The sequence below is a fragment of the Rhodococcus sp. OS5 genome (assembly GCF_056837585.1).
This window is the reverse complement of the sequence record NZ_CM166368.1, coordinates 5,231,004-5,250,204: the sequence shown is the minus strand read 5'-3', so window position 1 is coordinate 5,250,204 and position 19,201 is coordinate 5,231,004. Positions and strand designations below refer to the sequence as shown.

At 61.1% G+C, this 19,201-nt stretch carries 18 protein-coding genes; 15 read left to right on the top strand and 3 right to left on the bottom strand.

Annotated elements, in window-relative coordinates; genetic code table 11:
• Positions 1–50 precede the first annotated feature (50 nt).
• A complete protein-coding gene (locus tag ACVZUB_RS24460) occupies positions 51–1,364 on the top strand; it encodes an MFS transporter (protein WP_007731424.1) in 1,314 nt (437 codons plus the stop codon).
• Positions 1,365–1,390: 26 nt separating this feature from the next.
• Complete coding sequence (locus ACVZUB_RS24455; RefSeq protein WP_030535188.1) at positions 1,391–1,879, top strand: nuclear transport factor 2 family protein; 489 nt, start codon at positions 1,391–1,393, stop codon at positions 1,877–1,879.
• A gap of 68 nt (positions 1,880–1,947) precedes the next feature.
• Here ACVZUB_RS24455 and ACVZUB_RS24450 read toward each other — a convergent pair whose 3' ends face one another.
• Positions 1,948–3,588, bottom strand: coding sequence for an ATP-binding cassette domain-containing protein (locus tag ACVZUB_RS24450; RefSeq protein WP_165638896.1), 1,641 nt, complete (start codon positions 3,586–3,588; stop codon positions 1,948–1,950).
• A 208-nt stretch (positions 3,589–3,796) separates the two neighbouring features.
• The gene (locus ACVZUB_RS24445) at positions 3,797–4,354 is read right to left on the bottom strand and encodes a TetR/AcrR family transcriptional regulator (protein ID WP_021332048.1); all 558 of its coding nucleotides are present in this window, start codon (positions 4,352–4,354) and stop codon (positions 3,797–3,799) included.
• 51 nt (positions 4,355–4,405) lie between these two features.
• Here ACVZUB_RS24445 and ACVZUB_RS24440 point away from each other — a divergent pair, with 51 nt between their 5' ends.
• The 11 genes from ACVZUB_RS24440 to ACVZUB_RS24390 all read left to right on the top strand — a co-directional run bounded on the left by ACVZUB_RS24440 (position 4,406) and on the right by ACVZUB_RS24390 (position 15,902).
• The gene (locus ACVZUB_RS24440) at positions 4,406–5,365 is read left to right on the top strand and encodes an EamA family transporter (protein WP_165638895.1); all 960 of its coding nucleotides are present in this window, start codon (positions 4,406–4,408) and stop codon (positions 5,363–5,365) included.
• Positions 5,362–6,957, top strand: a complete 1,596-nt coding sequence (locus ACVZUB_RS24435) for an amidohydrolase (protein WP_482627843.1) — start codon at positions 5,362–5,364, stop codon at positions 6,955–6,957. Before ACVZUB_RS24440 ends, ACVZUB_RS24435 begins: the two co-directional genes overlap by 4 nt.
• 722 nt (positions 6,958–7,679) lie before the next feature.
• Positions 7,680–8,621 carry an Ig-like domain-containing protein gene (locus tag ACVZUB_RS24430; protein ID WP_003939877.1) on the top strand — a complete coding sequence of 314 codons (942 nt, stop codon included), beginning with the start codon at positions 7,680–7,682 and terminating at the stop codon, positions 8,619–8,621.
• Positions 8,622–8,839: 218 nt separating this feature from the next.
• Complete coding sequence (locus tag ACVZUB_RS24425; RefSeq protein WP_019745196.1) at positions 8,840–9,349, top strand: alternate-type signal peptide domain-containing protein; 510 nt, start codon at positions 8,840–8,842, stop codon at positions 9,347–9,349.
• A 15-nt stretch (positions 9,350–9,364) separates the two neighbouring features.
• Positions 9,365–9,907, top strand: coding sequence for a hypothetical protein (locus tag ACVZUB_RS24420; protein ID WP_019745195.1), 543 nt, complete (start codon positions 9,365–9,367; stop codon positions 9,905–9,907).
• A 65-nt stretch (positions 9,908–9,972) separates the two neighbouring features.
• Positions 9,973–10,644, top strand: coding sequence for a signal peptidase I (locus ACVZUB_RS24415; protein ID WP_223304718.1), 672 nt, complete (start codon positions 9,973–9,975; stop codon positions 10,642–10,644).
• 9 nt (positions 10,645–10,653) lie between these two features.
• Complete coding sequence (locus ACVZUB_RS24410) at positions 10,654–11,259, top strand: SipW-dependent-type signal peptide-containing protein (RefSeq protein WP_021332053.1); 606 nt, start codon at positions 10,654–10,656, stop codon at positions 11,257–11,259.
• Positions 11,256–11,867: a signal peptidase I gene (locus ACVZUB_RS24405; RefSeq protein ID WP_482627842.1), complete on the top strand. Its 612-nt coding sequence runs from the start codon at positions 11,256–11,258 to the stop codon at positions 11,865–11,867. The genes ACVZUB_RS24410 and ACVZUB_RS24405 overlap by 4 nt, the downstream gene beginning before the upstream one ends.
• Position 11,868: 1 nt before the next feature.
• Positions 11,869–12,936, top strand: coding sequence for a hypothetical protein (locus ACVZUB_RS24400; protein ID WP_230793104.1), 1,068 nt, complete (start codon positions 11,869–11,871; stop codon positions 12,934–12,936).
• A 297-nt stretch (positions 12,937–13,233) separates the two neighbouring features.
• Positions 13,234–14,517 carry a hypothetical protein gene (locus ACVZUB_RS24395; RefSeq protein ID WP_482627841.1) on the top strand — a complete coding sequence of 428 codons (1,284 nt, stop codon included), beginning with the start codon at positions 13,234–13,236 and terminating at the stop codon, positions 14,515–14,517.
• Positions 14,517–15,902: a lipase family protein gene (locus ACVZUB_RS24390; RefSeq protein ID WP_482627840.1), complete on the top strand. Its 1,386-nt coding sequence runs from the start codon at positions 14,517–14,519 to the stop codon at positions 15,900–15,902. Before ACVZUB_RS24395 ends, ACVZUB_RS24390 begins: the two co-directional genes overlap by 1 nt.
• 6 nt (positions 15,903–15,908) lie before the next feature.
• Here the strand turns inward: ACVZUB_RS24390 and ACVZUB_RS24385 are convergent, their stop codons facing one another.
• Positions 15,909–17,132 (bottom strand): cytochrome P450, encoded by a 1,224-nt coding sequence (locus tag ACVZUB_RS24385; RefSeq protein ID WP_234551322.1) that lies wholly within the window; start codon positions 17,130–17,132, stop codon positions 15,909–15,911.
• Positions 17,133–17,317: 185 nt separating this feature from the next.
• Here ACVZUB_RS24385 and ACVZUB_RS24380 point away from each other — a divergent pair, with 185 nt between their 5' ends.
• The gene (locus tag ACVZUB_RS24380; protein WP_007731448.1) at positions 17,318–17,872 is read left to right on the top strand and encodes a TetR/AcrR family transcriptional regulator; all 555 of its coding nucleotides are present in this window, start codon (positions 17,318–17,320) and stop codon (positions 17,870–17,872) included.
• A gap of 122 nt (positions 17,873–17,994) precedes the next feature.
• A complete protein-coding gene (locus tag ACVZUB_RS24375) occupies positions 17,995–19,143 on the top strand; it encodes a TetR/AcrR family transcriptional regulator (RefSeq protein ID WP_030535201.1) in 1,149 nt (382 codons plus the stop codon).
• Positions 19,144–19,201: the final 58 nt, after the last annotated feature.

Sequence of the window (19,201 nt, the reverse complement as noted above, 5' to 3'; positions counted from 1 at the left end):
CCAGTCAGTATCCAATCCAGGCAGGGAACAACATGTCAGAGAATGAGACCATGGCGAGAGCCGAATCCACCGAGGGCAGCAGCGTGGCAACCGAACGACAGTCGACGACGAAGGTAATTCGCGCGGCCATCGTCGGTACCGTCGTCGAGTACTACGACTTCGGTATCTACGGATACATGGCCACGACGATCGCCGCGCTGTTCTTCGTTTCCCATGACCCGAACGCAGCACTGCTCGGTACCTTTGCAGCATTCGCCGTGGCCTTCTTCCTACGCGTGCCCGGCGGCATCTTCTTCGGCCACATCGGCGACAAGTACGGCCGCAAGAACGCGCTGTCCTGGACCATCCTCCTGATGGTTCTCGCGACAGCCGGAATGGGCCTGCTGCCGACTTACGCCACGTTGGGTGTGTGGGCGACGTCCATCCTGGTTCTGGCTCGTTGCCTGCAGGGCTTCGCGGCCGGCGGTGAACTCGGCGGCGCCAACGCGTTCGTCTCCGAGTCCGCTCCCAAACGGTGGCGTGCGACGCAGACCTCGATGGTCAATACCGGCACCTACCTGGGTTCGCTGGCAGCTTCGCTCATGGCCCTCGGCCTGACGTCGGTGTTCTCGCAAGAGCAGATCCTCGAATGGGCTTGGCGTATCCCGTTCCTGCTCAGCCTACTGATCGGTGGCATCGGTATCTGGATCCGCAGCCAGATGGAAGACACTCCTCAGTTCGAAGAACTGCAGGACAAGGGTGAGACCAAGAAGCTTCCCATCCGTGAGTTGCTCAGCACCTCCGGTGGCAGCGTCGTCAAGATCATCCTGCTGGGCGCACTCATCACCGGCGGTTACTACATCGCCTCGGTGTATGCCGCGACGTACCTGCAGACCACCGGCGGTCATTCGTCGCGCGTTGCTTTCCTTTCCACCTCTCTTGCACTGGTTCTCGGCGTCATCACGTTGCCGATCTCGGGATACATGGCAGACAAGTACGGGCGTCGGCCGGTGCTGTTCGCCGGTAGTGCCGCCGCAGTGGTTCTCGGAATCCCGATGTTCATGATGATGGCCGGTTCTGGCATCTGGCAGGCGGTTGTCGGTCAGTCAGTGCTCTTCATCTGCGTTTCCGTTGTCAACGGTGCTTCGTACGTGACCTATGTCGAAATGCTGAAAGCATCTGTGCGGTACAGCGGTCTGGCATTGGGTAACAACGTCACCAACATGTTCCTCGGTGGCACCGCGCCTTTCATCGCCACCTATCTCATCAGCTTGACCGGTAACTCTCTCGCTCCGGCTGGATACTTCGTCTTCTGTGCGGTGATCACCCTCGTCACGGTCTTCTTCATCAAGGAGACCAAGGGTGTTGAACTGCAGGTTGATTGATCATCGGGTAGAACAGGAGCCTGACCGTGTCCCTCGCTGACAAGCAAGAAATCACCGAAGTTCTGTATCGCTACGCTCGGGCCGTCGATCGGAAGGATTTCGACAGCGTGGCCCTCTGCTACTTCGACGACGCGATAGACAACCACGGCGGTTACATCGGAACCGTCGACGGGCTGATCGAAGACATGAAGCTCAGACACAAGACGATCGACTCGTCGATTCACTGCATTTCCAACATACTGATCGACGTCAACGGCGATGTCGCTCAGTGCGAGTCGTACTGTTTGTGCTTTCTGCGGCAAGAGCGTTCCGGTACGGATACGGTGCAGACGCTTGCGACGATCAAATGCCGTTACGTCGACAGGTTCGAAAGGCGCCACGGTGAATGGCGAATCGCCGATCGGATTGTCGTGTTCGACGAATCCCGTGAAGACGTGATCGAGAACATCCTGTCCACGGACTGGGTGACGCAACGTCGATCCTTCGACGATCCGGTGTACACCAGGACGCCTTGACCAGTAGTGCAGACGAAGGCCTTCACACACATCGTGTGTGAAGGCCTTTCGCCTGTTCACTTCTCGTGTCAGCCCAATGCGCCCGGTGCGGCGACCTCGGTCAAACGGCCGTCCGAGAGCCTGAGCCAGCGTTCGACCTTGACCTCGGCCAGGAATCTCTCGTCGTGGCTGACCACCACGAACGCCCCCTGATATGCATTCAGGGCACTTTCGAGTTGAGCAACGCTCACCAAGTCGAGGTTGTTGGTCGGCTCGTCGAGAAGAAGCAGCTGCGGGGCCGGATCGGCGAAGAGAACGCACGCCAATGTAGCCCGCAGTCGTTCACCGCCCGAGAGTGCAGCGACGGGAAGATGAGCACCCGCACCCCGAAAGAGGAAGCGCGCCAGGATGTTCATGCGTTCCGGTGCCGGTAGGCCTGGAGCAGACAAGGCAAAGTTCTCTGCGACGGTGCGTGCGGGGTCGAGTAGGTCGAGCCTCTGCGACAGGTATGCCACTCGACCGTCGGCTCGCGTGATCTCACCGGAAGTCGGCGCCACATCCCCGTTGACGATGCGTAGCAACGTCGACTTTCCGACGCCGTTCGGCCCGGTCAACGCGATACGCTCCGGTCCTCGAATGGCCAGGTCGATTCCGGAGTCGGCGAAGATCGCATGATCACCGAACGCGAATTGCATTCGCTCACCGAGGAACACCGTCCGGCCGGCGGGTACATGTGTGCCAGGCAATTCGAGTGAAATCGTCTGGTCGTCTCGAAGAGCGCGGCCCGCTTTGTCGAGTCGGTCCTTCGCCGCGTCGACCCGGGCGAGGTGTGTCTCGTTGGCCTTGCCTGCCGACTCCTGAGCATTGCGCTTCATGGTCCCCGCAAAGATCTTGGGCAAGCCCGCGTTCCCGAGATTGCGGGCAGCGTTACTTGCGCGTCGCGAAGCACGTTCTCGGGCCTGCTGCAGTTCGCGCTTCTCGCGCTTGACCTCTTGCTCGGCGTTGCGGATGTTCTTCTCCGCCACTTCGCGAGCCGAGCGTGCCGCGGCTTCGTAGTCGGTGAAATTGCCACCGTAGAAGCTGATCTCGCCGCTGTGAAGTTCGGCGATGCGGTCCATGCGGTCGAGTAGTCCTCGATCGTGACTGACCACCAACAGACAACCACTCCAGTCGTCGAGAACGTCGTAAAGCCTGCGGCGCGCGTCCAGGTCGAGGTTGTTGGTGGGTTCGTCGAGGAGAAGGACATCGGGGCGTCGCAGGAGTTGCGCCGCCAGTCCGAGCGAGACGACCTGCCCGCCGCTCAGAGTGTCGAGGCGACGATCGAACGTCATGTCGGCCAAACCGAGTCGACCGAGTTGGGCTCGCGTTCGTTCCTCGATATCCCAGTCGGACCCGATTGTCGTGAAGTGTTCTTCTCGTGTGTCCCCGGATTCGACTGCGTCCAACGCAGCGAGCGTCGGGGCGATGCCCAAGACCTCGGCAATGGTCAGATCGCTCGTCAGTGGCAGGTCCTGCGGAAGGTATCCGAGAACGCCGTCGACGGACACACTGCCGGCGCGCGGCCGCAACTGGCCGGCGATCAATCTGAGCAGAGTGCTTTTCCCGACGCCGTTCTGGGCCACCAGCCCGGTTCGGCCGCCGGGCACGGTGAATGACAATTCGTCGAAGACCGGAGTGTCGTCCGGCCAGGCAAAAGACAGATTCGAGCAAACGATGTAGGTATCGGACATGAATAGACCTCAGGTGTTGTGCGGGCGCGGCAACGCTGCTCCGCGAAGAGTCGGGTAAGTGAACGACAACATGGCCACGACGGCAGCGCTCCGAGGCGTCTGCCGGTGGCCGTCATGCCCGGTTTTATCCGGAGATGTCGAGTTCACCAACCATGTCTGATCCTTTTTGGTCTGTGTTGTTTCATCCGACGATAACAGGAGCCGGTATCTACATACGAGCAATACCGGCGCAGAGAAGTTCGACCAGTCGTCGATACACCCGATCCGGGTCGGTGCCGGCCGGTTGTCCCTCTACCGATTCGAGGATGCAGAAGCCGTGCAGCGCACTGCGAAGAGACCACGCCGCCTGCTCCGAATCATCCGGGCTCAGACCGTATCCCGCGATCACCTTGTTGATGACGTCGACCACCTCGCCGACGGCGGAGACCAGATCGGGATGCGGAGCAGTGGGGTAGCGGTCGGTGATGGCGTAGAGCCCGGGGTGTACTCGGACGAACGCACGCCATGCGTCCGCGAGCGCCATGACGGCGTCGTCGCGCGAGAGACCGACCGCGGCGGCACGCAGTTGTTCGGCGAGAAGGCTGCGTGCGAGGAGGCTGAGTTGATGGTGGACGTCGTCGACCCCGTCGACGTGTTTGTACAGCGCTGACTGCCGGACGTCGAGGGTCTCGGCGAGTTGACTCAGTACCAGAGCGTCGGCGCCTTTGCTGTCGACCAGATCGGCTGCGGCAGCGATCACGCGTTCACGGGTAACCGGAGTTCTCATGCACGCATCTTCCCTGTATGACAGGCTTCGCGTCGGTGATACATTATCACCATGAGTGATGAAGTATCGCCACGCGAGCTGTCCGGCGATCAACTACGCCGTCGTGACCTGCGCGTAGTCGTCACCGGTGCATGCATCCTCGGGTTGACCTCGGTGCTCTACGAACTCTCAGGAGTGTCTCCGTCGACGGGTGCATTCTTTCGGTGTCTCTATGCGCTCATCCCTCTCGGCATGCTCGTGCTCGTTCAGCGTCGTCGGTCACCCCGGCCTTCGATCTCGGCGCCCTGGATCGTGAAGTCTCTACTTGCCGGCGCGTTCCTCGGAATCGATCTGGTGTTCTGGCACGAGTCGATTCATTCGATCGGGGCAGGTCTTTCGACTGTGATCCTGAATTTGCAGGTGCTGTTCGTCGCAATCCTCGGCTACGTTGTTCTGCGCCAACGGATCGGCCGGGAACTGGTCGCCAGCCTTCCGTTGCTCTTTGTCGGAGTTGCTCTGGTAGCCGGGGCGAGCACAACGCTCACCGGGTCGAATCCTGCTGTCGGAGTGTCGTTTGCCGTGATCGCCGCAGGCGCGTACGCGGTCTACATCTTCCTGATGGGTCTGGCTACTCGGGCGGCGGGCAGAACGGCGTTGCCGATGTTCGTCTCGACGGGAGCCACTGCCCTCACGGCAGGTGCATACGGCCTCGTGAGTGGAACTTTGGATCTGACACCGTCACTCGTAGCTCAAGGTTGGCTTGTGCTGCTCGCGTTGGTATCTCAGGTGATCGGGTGGCTGCTGGTAGCCAGCGCCAGTCAGCGTCTGCCTGCCAGTGCAGTCGCCGCCAGCCTCGTGTTGCAATCGGCGTCAGCACTGTTGTTCGGCGCAGTGCTGCTTGCACAGACCCCAACTCTCGTCCAACTTGCGGGTGCCGGAATGATTTTGGCCGGAGTGGTTGTGGCGACGCGGATACCCGCGAAGAAATCCTCGACGACTGTTGTCGGAAAACGAATGGAGACAAGCGTATGACCACGGCGGCTGACCACATCTACATCAACGGCGACATCAGGGCCATGGACGGTGCGGTCGGCGATAACGCCACCGCTGTGGCAGTCAAGGACGGCAGATTTGTCGCCCTCGGAACTGACGCCGAGATCTCGGCGCTGACCGATTCCGAAACCTCCGTTGTCGATCTCGCCGGAGCGGTGGTTGTGCCGGGGTTCATCGAGACGCACCTTCATCCGATGATGTGGGGTTTGATGCTCAGTGGGGTCGACGCAACGACGAATACGTGCCCGACCATCGAGAAGTTGATCACGGCGTTGGCCACGCGGGCCGCGATCACACCAGTTGGCGAGCCCATCGAAGCGTGGGGCTTCGACGACAGCCTCGTGGCGGAAGATCGAGGCCTGACCGTAGCTGATCTGGACAAAGCTTCCACCGAGCATCCGATCCTGTTGCGGCACTTGTCTGCTCACGGGATCTATGTCAACTCGGTCGCACTGGAGAAGGCCGGAATCGATGCCACCACGGTCGATCCGGAAGGTGGTGTCATCGTTCGGGACAGCGACGGTGTACCCACCGGTGAACTGTGCGAGGTTCCGGCGATGTCTCTGGTTCACGGACTTGTTCCGGATATGAACCCGGACGCGTCCAAGATCGCGATGCTGCGGGCGCAGGAAGTCATGGCGTCGGTGGGCGTGACGAGTTTCCACGACATGTACGTCACGGCCGAGATGTACGAGGCGTACCGGCAACTCGACGCCGATGGTGACTTGAGGCTGCGTGCGCGCCTCTATCTCGGCCACGGGGTGCACGATCAGTTGGGTGAACTCGCCGATTCGACAGACCGAGTTCGTGTGGGCGGCGTCAAACTCATTTCGGACGGGTCGATTCAGTTGCACACCGCTGCGCTGACCGCGCCGTACCACGATCTGGGCGGATGCCACTGCGGCGGAATGGCAATCCCGGCAGGTGCGCTCGGGGCACTCGTCGAGGAACATCACGCCGCCGGCCGACAGGTTGCGATTCATACCAACGGTGATCAGGCCATCGATTTTGCGTTGGACGCAATTGCAGCGGCACGGACGGCGCACCCGGACATCGAAGTTTCGCATCGCCTCGAGCACGTTCAGACGTTGCGGGAAGATCAGATCGCGCGGATGGTCGAACTCGGGGTGGTGGCGTCGATCTTCGTGAACCACGTCTACTACTGGGGTGACCGGCACCGCGATCGTTTTCTCGGACCGGGTCGCGGCGAGCGGATCAGCCCCGTGGCGTCGGTCGTGGCGGCGGGGCTTGCCTACGCGCTGCATTGCGACTGCCCTGTCACTCCAGTGAACCCGCTCTTCACGATGAACACCGCCGTACATCGTGTGACGCGAGAAGGTCATGTTCTGGGTGCGGAGCAACGGGTTTCCGCGTCCGAGGCGCTGGCCGGCTACACAAGCGCAGCCGCTCGTCTCACCGGTGAGTCATCGGACAAAGGTCGGATAGCGGTGGGACTTTTGGCGGATTTTGTTGTGCTCGACGGAGATCCGCTGCGCAGCGAATCGACAGACTTGAATGAACTGTCGGTCCTGCGCACGGTTGTCGGAGGTGAGACCGTCTTCGGGGCGTAGATGCTCGTCGTTTTACCTTGGGATTGGGTGCCGGTAGTCAACTCCTTACCGGCTTCGCAACTGTAGATGCACGTGGGCCGGGGAGCGAATTTGCTTCCCGGCCCACAGCTTTGGATGCAGAACGGGCAGTCGCGATTCGATGGTCGGACAAAGTTATTGGTGGAGTGCTGGTTTCGGAGCGCGCGAGAGTTTGTCCTGGCCGGCCGATCCGGCGGGGCGCAGCGATCGATGGCGCCCGTGTCCGTGGCGCTAGTGGACGAAATGCGGGGGTCTCGAAACGGCTCGATCCTTCTGTTTGCTCGAGGGTCGCTGTTCTCGGCGAGTTCGTTCGTGGATTCCCGGACATACCAAGAGTATCTAGAACTTGTTCTTGTTTGGATCGGAATGAATCGCCCGTTCGATCGCAGAACACCTTTTGGTAAATAGTTGCGATGCACAGCTAACTATTTCTAACGGTACTGGTCAGGGTGCAGAATTAGCCCTTGAGGGATGTCGAACTTCCTTCTGAACGTTTGACCAGTAAAACCGCCACAAAAGCTGATACGTGTGATAAAAATTGATCCGAAGCGGAGCGGTTGCTATGTATGAGCGAGGGCATGCACAGCGTCACGGTTCGGCTCGCAAGCTTTCTGCAACATGTTTGGCACCGATGGCGGATGTACCTCGTTCCGCCATCTCTTCACCCAATGCCCGGCAACGGGACAGACGAAATGAGTCTTCACATGCCTCGATTTTTCCCGGTCGGGGACGGACGAGAATCCCGTCTCCCCCGGCGCGCCACTGCTGTGTTGGCGGCTCTGCCGGCTGCACTGCTCCTCGCGACCTCGGGTGCGCTGCTTGCACCTGGTAGCGCAGCGGCCGCCCCGGGCGACGACATCACTGACCAGTGCCTGGAGATGTCCCAGAACGGTGGACCCTGGGTGAAGCCGGCGGCCTTCGATCCCAGTGGAACCGACTACATCCCGATCCCCGGTGACGAGGGCACGCAGTTGGCCTTCAACGTTCGTAATGTCTGCGACCTTCCTGCCACGCTCACTCTTTTCAGTGAGAGCTGGTCCGTCTCGGGCGGCGGCACTGCGACAGTGCGGGGCAAGCTCGACGGCCAGGTCGGCCAGCAGTTCGTGATCGGGCCGAATGCGAATTCGTCGACGCGGATCGAGCTGGTGAAAACGCCTCTCGCACAGAACGCCAACGTGATGGCTGGTTTCATGATTGGCATCCCTGCCGGCGAAGTTTTGCAGGGATACGAGATCAACCCCGGCTGGGGTCTCGTCCTGGTGGAGGGCGAGCCCGTCGTTGTTGCTCCCAGTGCGCCGACCGGTTTGACTCTGGGTTCGGCCGAAGTAGAGGCGGGCACACCCGTCAAGGTCTCCGGCAAGGCAGAGCCGAACAGTACCGTCACCGTGACCGGAGGCGGCGCCACCTGCACCGCCACCGCGGATACGAGTGGGAACTTCAGCTGCAACCTGACGATCACCACGCCCGGCAGTCATCCGATCACCGCCACTGCGACAAATGAGGGTGGGACCAGCCCGGCCTCTACCGCGGTGACGGTGAAGGTCACGGCGAAAACCACCGATCCAGGTGGCAGCAGCAGCGGTTCGCTCGGAAGCAGCACCGGTTCGCTCGGAAGTCTCGACCTGTTCGGCAGCCTCGGCGGATAACCACTCCGGCCCAACCGGCCACTTAGACCTCGCGATGCGCGGGGCGATCTCGACCATCTCCGCGCATCGCCAACCTTCTCGGTCACCGAATTCAATTCGGCGGCTTCATTTCCCATGCCCCTTCCTGGGGCTGTTTCACCGGAGTGCACATCCGCACGGCCCGGGCTCAACCAAGCGCGTCGGATGTCCCGCCGCGAACTGCACAGGAGGAATACCAGATGAACAAGACCACAAAGGGTGCCATCGCCGCTGGTGCGGCTGCCGTTCTGCTCGCAGGCGGTGCCGGAACCATGGCCGCGTGGAACTCGTCTACCAACGGTGGCGCTCCGCAGACGGTTGGCGCCGGTTCGCTGTCGGTCGAGCAGGTCGGCGCCGGCGTGTGGAAGTGGGCAAACGGCAGTACCTTCAATCCCGCGAGCGACCTGATTGTGCCCGGTGATGTCGTCACCTACACCGCGAACTACAGCATCGACCTCGTTGGCACGAACCTGAAGGCGAAGTTGACGCCTTCGCTCACGGGGGTCACCGGAGACCTCGTCACGCTGAATCAGCTGACCGTGGCCCCGGCTAGTGGCACCGTGACTACATACACCGCCGGCCTGGATCAGGCGGCAACGTTCACGACCACCATCACATTCAACGCGGGGGCCGCGGGCGACAACACCGGTCAGACGAAGACCGCCAGCCTCGCCGGCGGCGCGGTCACCCTCGAGCAGACGCTCAACTAAGCCAAAGAAGGTCACGTGAAGACCCAGTACAAATGGGCGATCGCAGCGTCGTCGGTTCTGCTCATCGGGTTCGTCTCGGTGCAGCAGACCGGCGCGCTGTGGCGCGATACCGCAGAATCGACCGGCGGCACTATCCAGGCAGGCATGCTCGATATCTCTGCCGGCGGTGAAGGGGTCAAGCAGTTCAACCTCGATGGGTTCAAGTTGGACAACAAGGGCCCGGGCGACAGCATTCAGATGCCTCTGCCGGTGATCAACTCCGGCAACGTGCAGATGAACTACGTGCTTTCCGATGTTGTACTCAACGGCGCCACCCCACCGCCGCTGAGCCTGCGCGTGGCCAAGGTAGCCAACGAGGCGGCCTGCACCGCCACTGGCGACGTGGGCACTGAGCTCTACAACGGTGCCATGGACGGCGCGGCCTTTTCCGAACAGCTGGTTCCGGCCGGGCAGATGCAGGTGTTGTGCCTGCGGGCCACGCTGGGCCAGGGCGCGGCAGCGAGCCAGCAGTCCAACGCGACGTTCACTTTCGACGCAAGCTCAGTGAGCCAGTCATGACCGTCACCGCGAGAAGCCGGCGTGCAGGCGAACGTGCCGAGTATCGACCCCGGCACAGCGCACACGTGGAAACATCTGAGCGGCAACATGATCCCGAACAAGGCGGAGACGACAAGACCACCCTATGGTGGTGGACTCGCACCATCGTCTCGTGGGTACTGCTGCTGCTGATGGTCGGCATTCTCGCGGTGATGGTCGTTATCCCTCGACTCACCGGCTCCACCGCGTACACGGTTCTCACCGGTTCGATGGAACCGACCATGCCCCCTGGCACGCTCATCGTGGTCAAGCCGACCCCCAACGAGGATCTGACCACCGGGGACGTGATCACGTTCCAGCCCGTCTCCGGCGATCCAGCGGTGGTCACCCACCGCATCGAAGGCATCTATTACACGGGCGAAGGGGAGCGTCGCATCCACACTCGCGGCGACAACAACCCCGTCGCCGACTCGTGGTCGCTGGTGCCCGAGCAGATCCGTGGTCGGGTCATCTACTCGGTGCCGTATCTGGGCCGGGTGAACTCGGTGATCAACGGGCAATCGCGTTCGATTCTCACCACAGGCGTAGCTGCGGGCCTGGCTGTATATGCCGTGTGGATGGTCGTCAGTGGCATCCGCGACAAGCGGGGCAAGGCCGGTGACGACGAAAGTGGCACAGACCCGACTCTTTCCGGCCCTGAACTCGGCGCGCCGGTATTGCCCGCCGATCCATCGGCACCAACCTCCGAATCGAAATAGGACAGCAGAATGTCTACAGAACAGAAATCGGGCGGCGACGCGCGTCTCGGGGCGCGGATGCGAAGCCGTCTGGGCGAGACCGGTTGGATACGGACCCGGGCCGTGCTCTCACTGGGCATGGTCCTGGGCCTCGGAGCGGTCGGCACGATGGCGGCGTGGTCCGACAGCGCTACTGCGACCACCGGCATGTTCAGCACTTCGTCGGTCCAGCTGAAAGTCGACAACCAGCGGCCCGCACACCAATTCACCGAACTCAAGCGCAACAGCATGCTGCCAGGCCAGAGTGAGGCCGGGGCATTGACGGTTCAGAACACCGGAACGGCCAACTTCCAGTGGGCGGTATCGGCAACGGCCACTGGCTCGTCCGCGCTGATCGGGAAGCTCAAGGTTTCGCTACATCAGACCGGCGCCAACGACGGCAGTACCTGTTCAGGACCGATCATCGGGACGCAGCAAGCGTTCTCCGGGAACCCGACACTCGTCTCTGGCCGATCACTCGCTGCCGGTGTTTCGGAGCAGGTGTGCATCAAGGTGACCGTCGATTCGACCGCGGGTCAGACGGAGCAGTTCAAGATCGCCGATCTGGGCTTCAACTTCACCGCAACGGGGCAGTGATCATCGCGATGGACAGCACCGATGAGGAGGTGAGCGTGGGACGCAGTCGTGGCAAGGAAATTGCCTTGAATGTGGCTGCGGTCGCCGGACTCATCTGCATAATCGCCACTCTCGCGTCCCTGATATTCGGGATCAAACCGCTGGTGTTTCGCTCGGGTTCGATGGAACCTGCAATTTCCACCGGTGCGCTGGCGCTGGCGAAGACCGTGCCTGCAACTGAACTGGCTATCGGCGACGTGATCAGCGTCGACAACGACCAAGGCGTGCGCATCACCCACCGTGTAGTCGAACTCGAATCGGCAGGAGCGGACACCGTGCTCGCCACGCTCAAGGGCGATGCCAACAATGTGGCTGATCGACTGCCCTACACCATCACCGAGGCCGACCGAGTGTTCATCAGCGTCGGTGGGCTCGGCTATGTCGTTGCTTGGCTTTCCAGCCCGCTCGCAACCTTCCTCGGCGGCGGATTGGTAGGCGCGGTGCTGGTCATCGCATTTGGACGAACTAAAGACCGGCGTCTGGAGAATGCCCGCGCCGCCACTACAAATGACGCCCGCGTCGATGCTGACGAAACCTGCGGGGAGCTTCAGGAGGCTCATAATGATTGAAATGCGTCGGGCTAGCACCCGCATGAAGTCGCTGCGGTCGTTGATCGCAATCGGTGGCGCTGCTGCAATGGCGTTCGGCCTGGCTCAGGCCAGCGGGACGCTGGCCAATCCAACTGACGTGGTCAATTCGACTGGCGCACAGGTGGCGACGGGCAACTTCTATCCGACTCCGTTGACGGCCGGTCCGATCTCCTGTTGGTATGAGGCGCCCTGGTACGACTCGGTGGTGGGAAGGCGAGTGTCTATTTCCTGGCCTCCAGTCGCGGGTGCCACCGGATACAGGGTGGTCTTCGTCAGGAAATCCGACCCCAACTATGTTGTCCGCGTGGACAATCTATCGGCGAATCAGACGTCGATCACCGGAATCACCCATGGTGATCGGAACCTGATGTATGCCCGCGTTCACACGGTAAATGGTTCGGTGATCTCGTCGGGCTACAAGACCTCGGTGGAGATCACCCACAAGGACACCTTTACTGACAGGACCGAATGCCAGGGCAATACCGGTCCGGAGTTGGCCAACCAAGCCTGGGAGAACGTCTCCACCTGGAATCCGGCGACACCGGCACCCAACGGGGCGAACCCTCTGAGCAGGATGCAGGCCGAAGCGATGGTGCCGAACGAGCCTGATGCGTTGGAGACGACCACCACCCAAGCTCCGTCCACGAGCGAGACCGCCAATCCGACAACGTCTACCGAGCCGACCAGCACAACGGAGGCCACGACCACGACGGCACCGAGCACGACAACTCCGGCACCGACCACCCCGGAAACGACGTCGCCGGAGACCACCCCCTCGGCTGATCCGAAGCCGGTTCTGACGGACACAGTCGAGAGTGGCGGCCTCACCGGCGGCTGGACTGCGGGTGGTAACAAGGTTGCAGTGGTCGACGCCGACGGCAACGAACTCGCAAGTGGCCGTGTCGAATCGGGTTCCACTCTGCACTGGTACGACGGCCAGTTGTGGATTGTCGGTGCAACCGAGGTCTACCGCATCATGGAGTCGCCGCAGGACGGCACGTGGAAGTTCTACAAGGACAGCGGGCAGAACATGCCTGACTTCGGGTAGCGGCCTATCACTCGACGTCTGGACTGTGCCCCCGAGTTTCCGGACCCGGGGGCACAGTCGTAGCTGCGCATGTTCCGACGGTGTCGGGCAATCAGGTAACCGGCTGGTCGCCCGCTGGAGAGGTTTCGGCCGCCCGTGAACTGGATAAACCAACTGCAGACGGCAACGACGTGTAGAGATGCCTGAAGCGTTCGCAGTGGATTGGCACTTATTCGGGGCTCGAGTTATCTTACTGCAAAGTAAGTGTTTGGTGTCGGCGTCGATCGGGGCTATGCCGACCTGAGTACAGGGATCGATATGCGGATGAACCTGGGGGCAGGTGTTCGGCGACGTCGTTGGGCGCGCGACGTATTCGCAGCCGCGACGGCATGTGCGCTGGCGATGTCCGCGTTGCTCTCGGTAGAGATTTCAGCGTCGGCGTCCGAGCTGGACGAGTACGTGAATTTGCCTTTGGTGAATCGGAATGCCGAACACGGTCCGGGCGGTGTCCATCCCGCGTTGCCGACTGATCTCGGCACCTTGCAAGCCCTTGTGAAAGAAGCCCGCGCCAGTGGTCGCAGTCCGGAATCCTATGCGGCCTTGCTGTTTCAGTATCGATTGGTCGCTGCCACGGAAGCCGCCGGAATCGATCTCTCATCGTGGAATCCGCGCGCCGGAGTGCTTGCCAATCGCTCGAACCTGGTGAAGTCGTACCGCTTCTACGAGGATCTGCAACTCGGTCACCCGGAATTGCAGTGGGCGGGCATGGGCGGACAGGTTGGTGCGGACTTCGGCGGAGGACTGATCGACTTCGAACTGATGGCGGACATGTACTCGTTTCCGAATCTGCAATATGTTGCCAATTCGATAGTTTCTCAGGTCATGTATCAGGTTGGCGTGCAAGCGCTGAACCAATTGCCGGCAGGGCTGCGCGCACTCGCCGCGGTGGGCAGGAACGTCACAGCGGACGACTTGGATTATGTGCTGGGGATGATCCTGGTGATGCAGAAGAACATCTTCTCGGATCTGATGCCGATGCATCAGGCATACGTGGATGAAGGACTTCCCGCGCTGGAAGAAATGCAGGGTGCTGGAATGTTCGGTCAGGATGTCATGGACGCCTGGCGTGATGTAGCTTCCGGCGATTCGAATCGGATTGCACGTGGGAACGTAGCACTGCTCCAACGTGAGCAAGGGGTGATCATCCGCGACCAGTGGGATACCGTGCGCGCCTACAAAGGTGATGTGGGAGAAGCGATCACCTACGCATCGACCGTTGCCGGCTCGCCCTCGGTCGCCGGCGTGGTCCCGCCTCGCTCGTTCCGGCCCCTCGAGTTCACGACGACACTTGCCGACGGACGCACCGCGACAGTGACACTGCCCCTCCCGGATTGGAACTGGTCGGTGTACGAGGAACGGTGGGACTACATCACCTCACAGCTCTTGCCGAAGTACCGAGCGATGGTCGAAGAAGATTGGCCACGGCTCGTAGCCACATTGAGTGTTCCCTACGAAATTCAATTGGAGAGTCACCGCCCGATGGTGACCCTCCCACAAACTCTCGAATCGGCCCTCTCCAGTTTGAAAGTGACGGTTCAGTGATGTCGTCGGCGACATTCCGAAGGTTGGCGCCGCTGGTAGCGCTGACCGTTGCGCTGGTCCTGCCAGCAACGGCTGGAGCTGAGGTGCCGGACAGTGATGCCCCGAAAGACGTGCAAACTCCTGTATCCGAGGAGTTTCGAACCGACACCCCAACTCTGGGAGAGGTGTTCAACGGGTTCACCGTCGGTGCTCTCAGTTCGGGGGAGTTCGCATCCGAAGAGGAGATCTTCACTGCACTCACGCCCGATGATCCGTTTTACGACGAGCCGGTGTTGACCGGCGCCGAGCGTCCCGGTGATCTCCTGAAGTCGAAGAAGGTGGATGTACTGTTCACCGGATACAAACCGGGACAGCTCGACGCCTACAAGATCATGTACGTCACAACCGGAATCGACGGTTCGACGCCGGTGGTGAGCACCGGGATCATGATGATCCCGATCGACGGAACACCGGCATCGGAGAAGAAAGTCATCAGCTACCAGGAGGCCAACGACAGCGTTGGCGGCTACTGTCATCCGAGTTCGCACTGGACGGGCGGCGATCCGCTGGACGGCGCCTCCTGGTCGGCGTTGGGTCCGCTGGCACTGATGTTCGGAAAAGGCTATGCCGTAGTGATATCCGACGTCGGGAACAACGGAGACCGCGATCCTCACGGCGTCTTCGCGGGCAGGTTCGCGGGGCACGCGCAGTTGGATGCTGTGCGTGCAGCATTTCAGGTGCAGGATTCCGGGCTGAATCCTGAGGCGGAGATTGCGTTGTTCGGAATCGCTGGTGGTGGAGTCGGTACTGCATTCGCCGCCGAATCTGCGCAGTCCTACGCACCGGAACTCGACATCGTCTCGACAGTCCTCGAGGGAATGGTGATCAAGCCCCGAACATTCATGGAGACAACAGATTCCTCGGTCGGTGCCGGCTTCGGATTTGCGACGCTCCTTGGCCTCGAACCCTGGTACCCCGAGATGAAGTTGAACGACAAACTCAATCCCGTGGGCCGAGCGATTGCCGACGTGTACCGGGATGAGTGCCAGATGCCGGCGTACTTCACGCTTCCGTTCGTACCGCTGGCGAGCCTTTTCGAGCCGGGGATCGATCCGATCACAGAACCCAGTTTCCAGCGCGCGTACGACGACAACGTATTGGGTCACGGTGCTCCGGCGTCGAAGGTATTGATAGCTTCGTGCGCAAAGGACGACTCCCCGATGTCACTTGTGCCGGCAGCTGATGCGCGAGAACTGGCGGACACGTACAGAAGCCGAGGGACGGACGTGAGCTATCAGCCCACGGACTGCAGTATGGATCGCGCATTCACGGATCCATACGGTTGGGGAACTGATCTGTTCGGAATGCAGACGATCGACTGGATAGCCCACAATTTCGACAACTGAGTGAAACTATCCGGTGACAGCGAGACGCAAACTCTGATGGCGGCGTACGAACATGCTGGGGACCCAACGGGGTGGGGATTCGGAATCGATTGTGAAGTGCGCACTGTTTTCGAGAAGGACTGCGATCGCGATCTTTGCTTCCAGACGAGCCAGCGCGGCCCCGACACAGAAATGTGCTCCTTTGCCGAAGGCGAAATGTGCTCGGGGATTGACTCTGTCGAGGTTCATCACCCGTGGTTCGACGAACGACTCGGGGTCGCGGTTCGCCGAACCCCACAGCAGTATGAGATGACTGCCGGCGGCCAGTGTCATGCCACCGAGTGTCGTGTCCGCGTTGACATGTCGGTGATGTCCGCGAAAGGGTGACTCGAGCCTGAGCGTTTCTTCCAGGAACGCGCCCACGAGTAGAGGGTCCTCGCGCAGCTGCGTCTGAATCTCAGGGCGCTCGGCGAGCAACCGTGCAGAGTTGGCGATCAGTCCGGCGGTCGATTCGCCACCCGCACCGACGAGTTGCACCAACATCAGCACGGCCACGTCTTCGCTGAGTTCGCCTGCGTCACAGCAACGGACGAGGTCTCCGAGTAGATCATCCACCGGGTGAGCCCGTGCCTCACGAAACTTGCTGTAGAGGTACCCGGTGAGTTCGGCCGCCGAGGTGACGACGCCTGTCAACCGTTCTGCGGTCACGATGCCGCTGAGAAGTTCGGTGCTGTCGTACGACCACGCCAGCAATTGGGGGACGTCGTGTGCCGGCAAGCCGATCAGCGTGGCAACCATCTGCAGCGGCAGCGTGTCCGCTACCGACGTGACCCATTCGATCCGTCGACCGTCGAAGCCGTTGTCCCACAACTGCTGCGTGTACTCGGTCATCGCCGGCTCGAGTGCTCGTATACGTTTGGCGACCAGTGTCGGCAAGACAAGTTTGCGCTGGTGTTGATGGTCGGGCTCGTCGGCAGTCGCGAGAACGTGAACAGCTTGGCCGCCGCCGTTCATGTCGAAGGTCATTGCCGAACCGTCCGGTGTACGAACCAGCACGCCGGTGAGGTTGTTGGAGAAGTCGTCGGTACGGGAAACGGCTTCGGTGACCAATTCCCACGTGGACACCAGATAGAAGTCGGTATCAGGAATGCGGTACACGGGGTGCTCGCGCCGGAGTACGTCGTATAGCGGGTACGGGTCGTCGATGTTCGACGGCAGGAAAGGGTTGATGTCGAGCGTCGATGGTGTCACGAAGGGAAGATTTCACGGCCGTCGAGGAGAAGTCAACAGGTGGAAAATGCCTCTGAACTGGCATTTTGAGAAAATCTCACGCACTTCAACCCCATCGTACTTCTCCCAGGTCAGAGGCTCGCGGCCTTCCGTAGCCTTGAGATTTCTGATTGAATCTGTCTCAGAGTGAGACGAGGTGACGGAGAGTGACCGGTGCAAACGAGCGCCGCGCCGCCGACTGGTTGGCCGGCGGTAACCGCCGTGAACTCGCAACCGAGCGCATCTTCGCGGCTGCGGCAGAGCTGATTCGAGAACAGGGATTCGATAGGTTCAACGCCGACGACGTCGCTGCCCGCGCAGGCTGTTCGAGGGCAACGCTCTACCGCTACGTAGGTGGCAAGTCCGCGATCCGCGAGGGGTTGTTGTCACGAGGCGCGGCATCCGTGGCGAGCCAGGTCGCAACCGCCGTCGAATCACTGCACGGCGACGAGCGCATCGTGGAGTCGATCCTCGTCGCCGTCGACGCGATCAGATCCGACGCTGCCATGAGCCACGGCCTTGCGGCAGCGCGGGCCAACGGAATCGACGAGTATCTCGTGTCCTCGCCGTTGCTCCCGCGTACTGCACTGGAACTTGCAGGATTGGATCCTGAAGGTCAAGAGTCGCAGTGGGTGGTTCGGATCGTGTTGATGCTGTTGGCGTGGCCGCTTGCAGACAGAGCCGCCGAACGAGGGATGGTCGAGTCGTTCATCTACTCCTGAGCGGGATTCCGTGTTCGTGAACGGTGCATCGGATCGTCGCTGCTGTAGACGGTTCGGTTCATTGCTTCATTCCTCGGCTCGGTACTCTGAGCTTGTCCGCTGCCGCGAAGGAGAGAGTCACGATGGTCGTACGCAGGCCCCGCGACCGTAAGCAGCAGATTCTTGCGGCTGCAGGTGAGCTTTTCCGTGAGCACGGTTATCACAACGTGTCTGTCGCTCAGGTGGCTGCTGCAGTTGGAATCACGGCACCTGCGCTCTATCGGCACTTCAAGAACAAGCCGGATCTCCTCTACGCCGCGGTCAACGCAGGCATCGAATCGCTCTACGATCGGGTCGCAGGTGCCGAGGATCTGAAAACACTGATCACCGAACTTGCGGCATCGGTGTCCAAACGTCGGGGTCTGTCGCTCCTGTGGCAGCGAGAGGCACGCTATCTGCCTGACGAGCAACGTGAGGAAATGCGTTCGACCCTCAAGAGTGCAGCTTCGCGCGATGCAGCGCTGATCCGAATTGAGCGTCCCGACCTCGACGAGGAAGACAGCTATCTGCTCGCCTGGGCTGTCATCGCAGTCTTCAACAGTGTGTCTTCGCATCGAGTGTCCTTGCCGAGGCGTCAGATGGAACTGCTGCTTGTCGAGTTGGCAGACCGCGCTGCATACGCGGAACTGGGTCGCTCAGAAGTGAAAGTCGTGGCGGCAACGGGTCACCTGCCCGTTGTGATACCCAGACGTGAACTCTTGTTGACCGAAGCAATTCGGCTGTTCGACGAGCGTGGATATCAAGCAGTCAATACCGAGGACATCGGTGAGGCTGCAGGGACGACAGGCCCGAATGTGTACAACCACTTCGATGCCAAGATCGACCTGCTGATCTCCGCGGTCGCGAGGGGCGGCGAGCGTCGCCGGCTCGGCGTTGCACAGGCTCTCGGCGCCGCAACCGGCCCGGAGGACGCGCTGTCCGGATTGCTTGCCGCACATATCGATTTCGCGATCAACGAGCGTCATTTGATCGGGTTGTTGATCAGCGAACTCGACCAATTACCGGACAAGTTCCGCCGCACGTGTGAACAGAATCAACGTGAGTACGTCGCGCTATGGGTCAAGATGCTCGAAGAAGTCCGTCCGGGCCTCGAGTCCGCCACCGCCAGGATCACCGTCAATGCCACTTTGACAGTTGTGGAGAACGCCGTCCGAATCGGCCGGCTTCGCCGTCGCGACGACCTGTCGGACAGACTCTTCGAGATCGGCTGCGCCCTGCTGCTGGGCGCATGAAAAATTCGGGTAAGCGCCACGGGCGGCGGATCGACTCACGAAACTGATCGGAGACGTC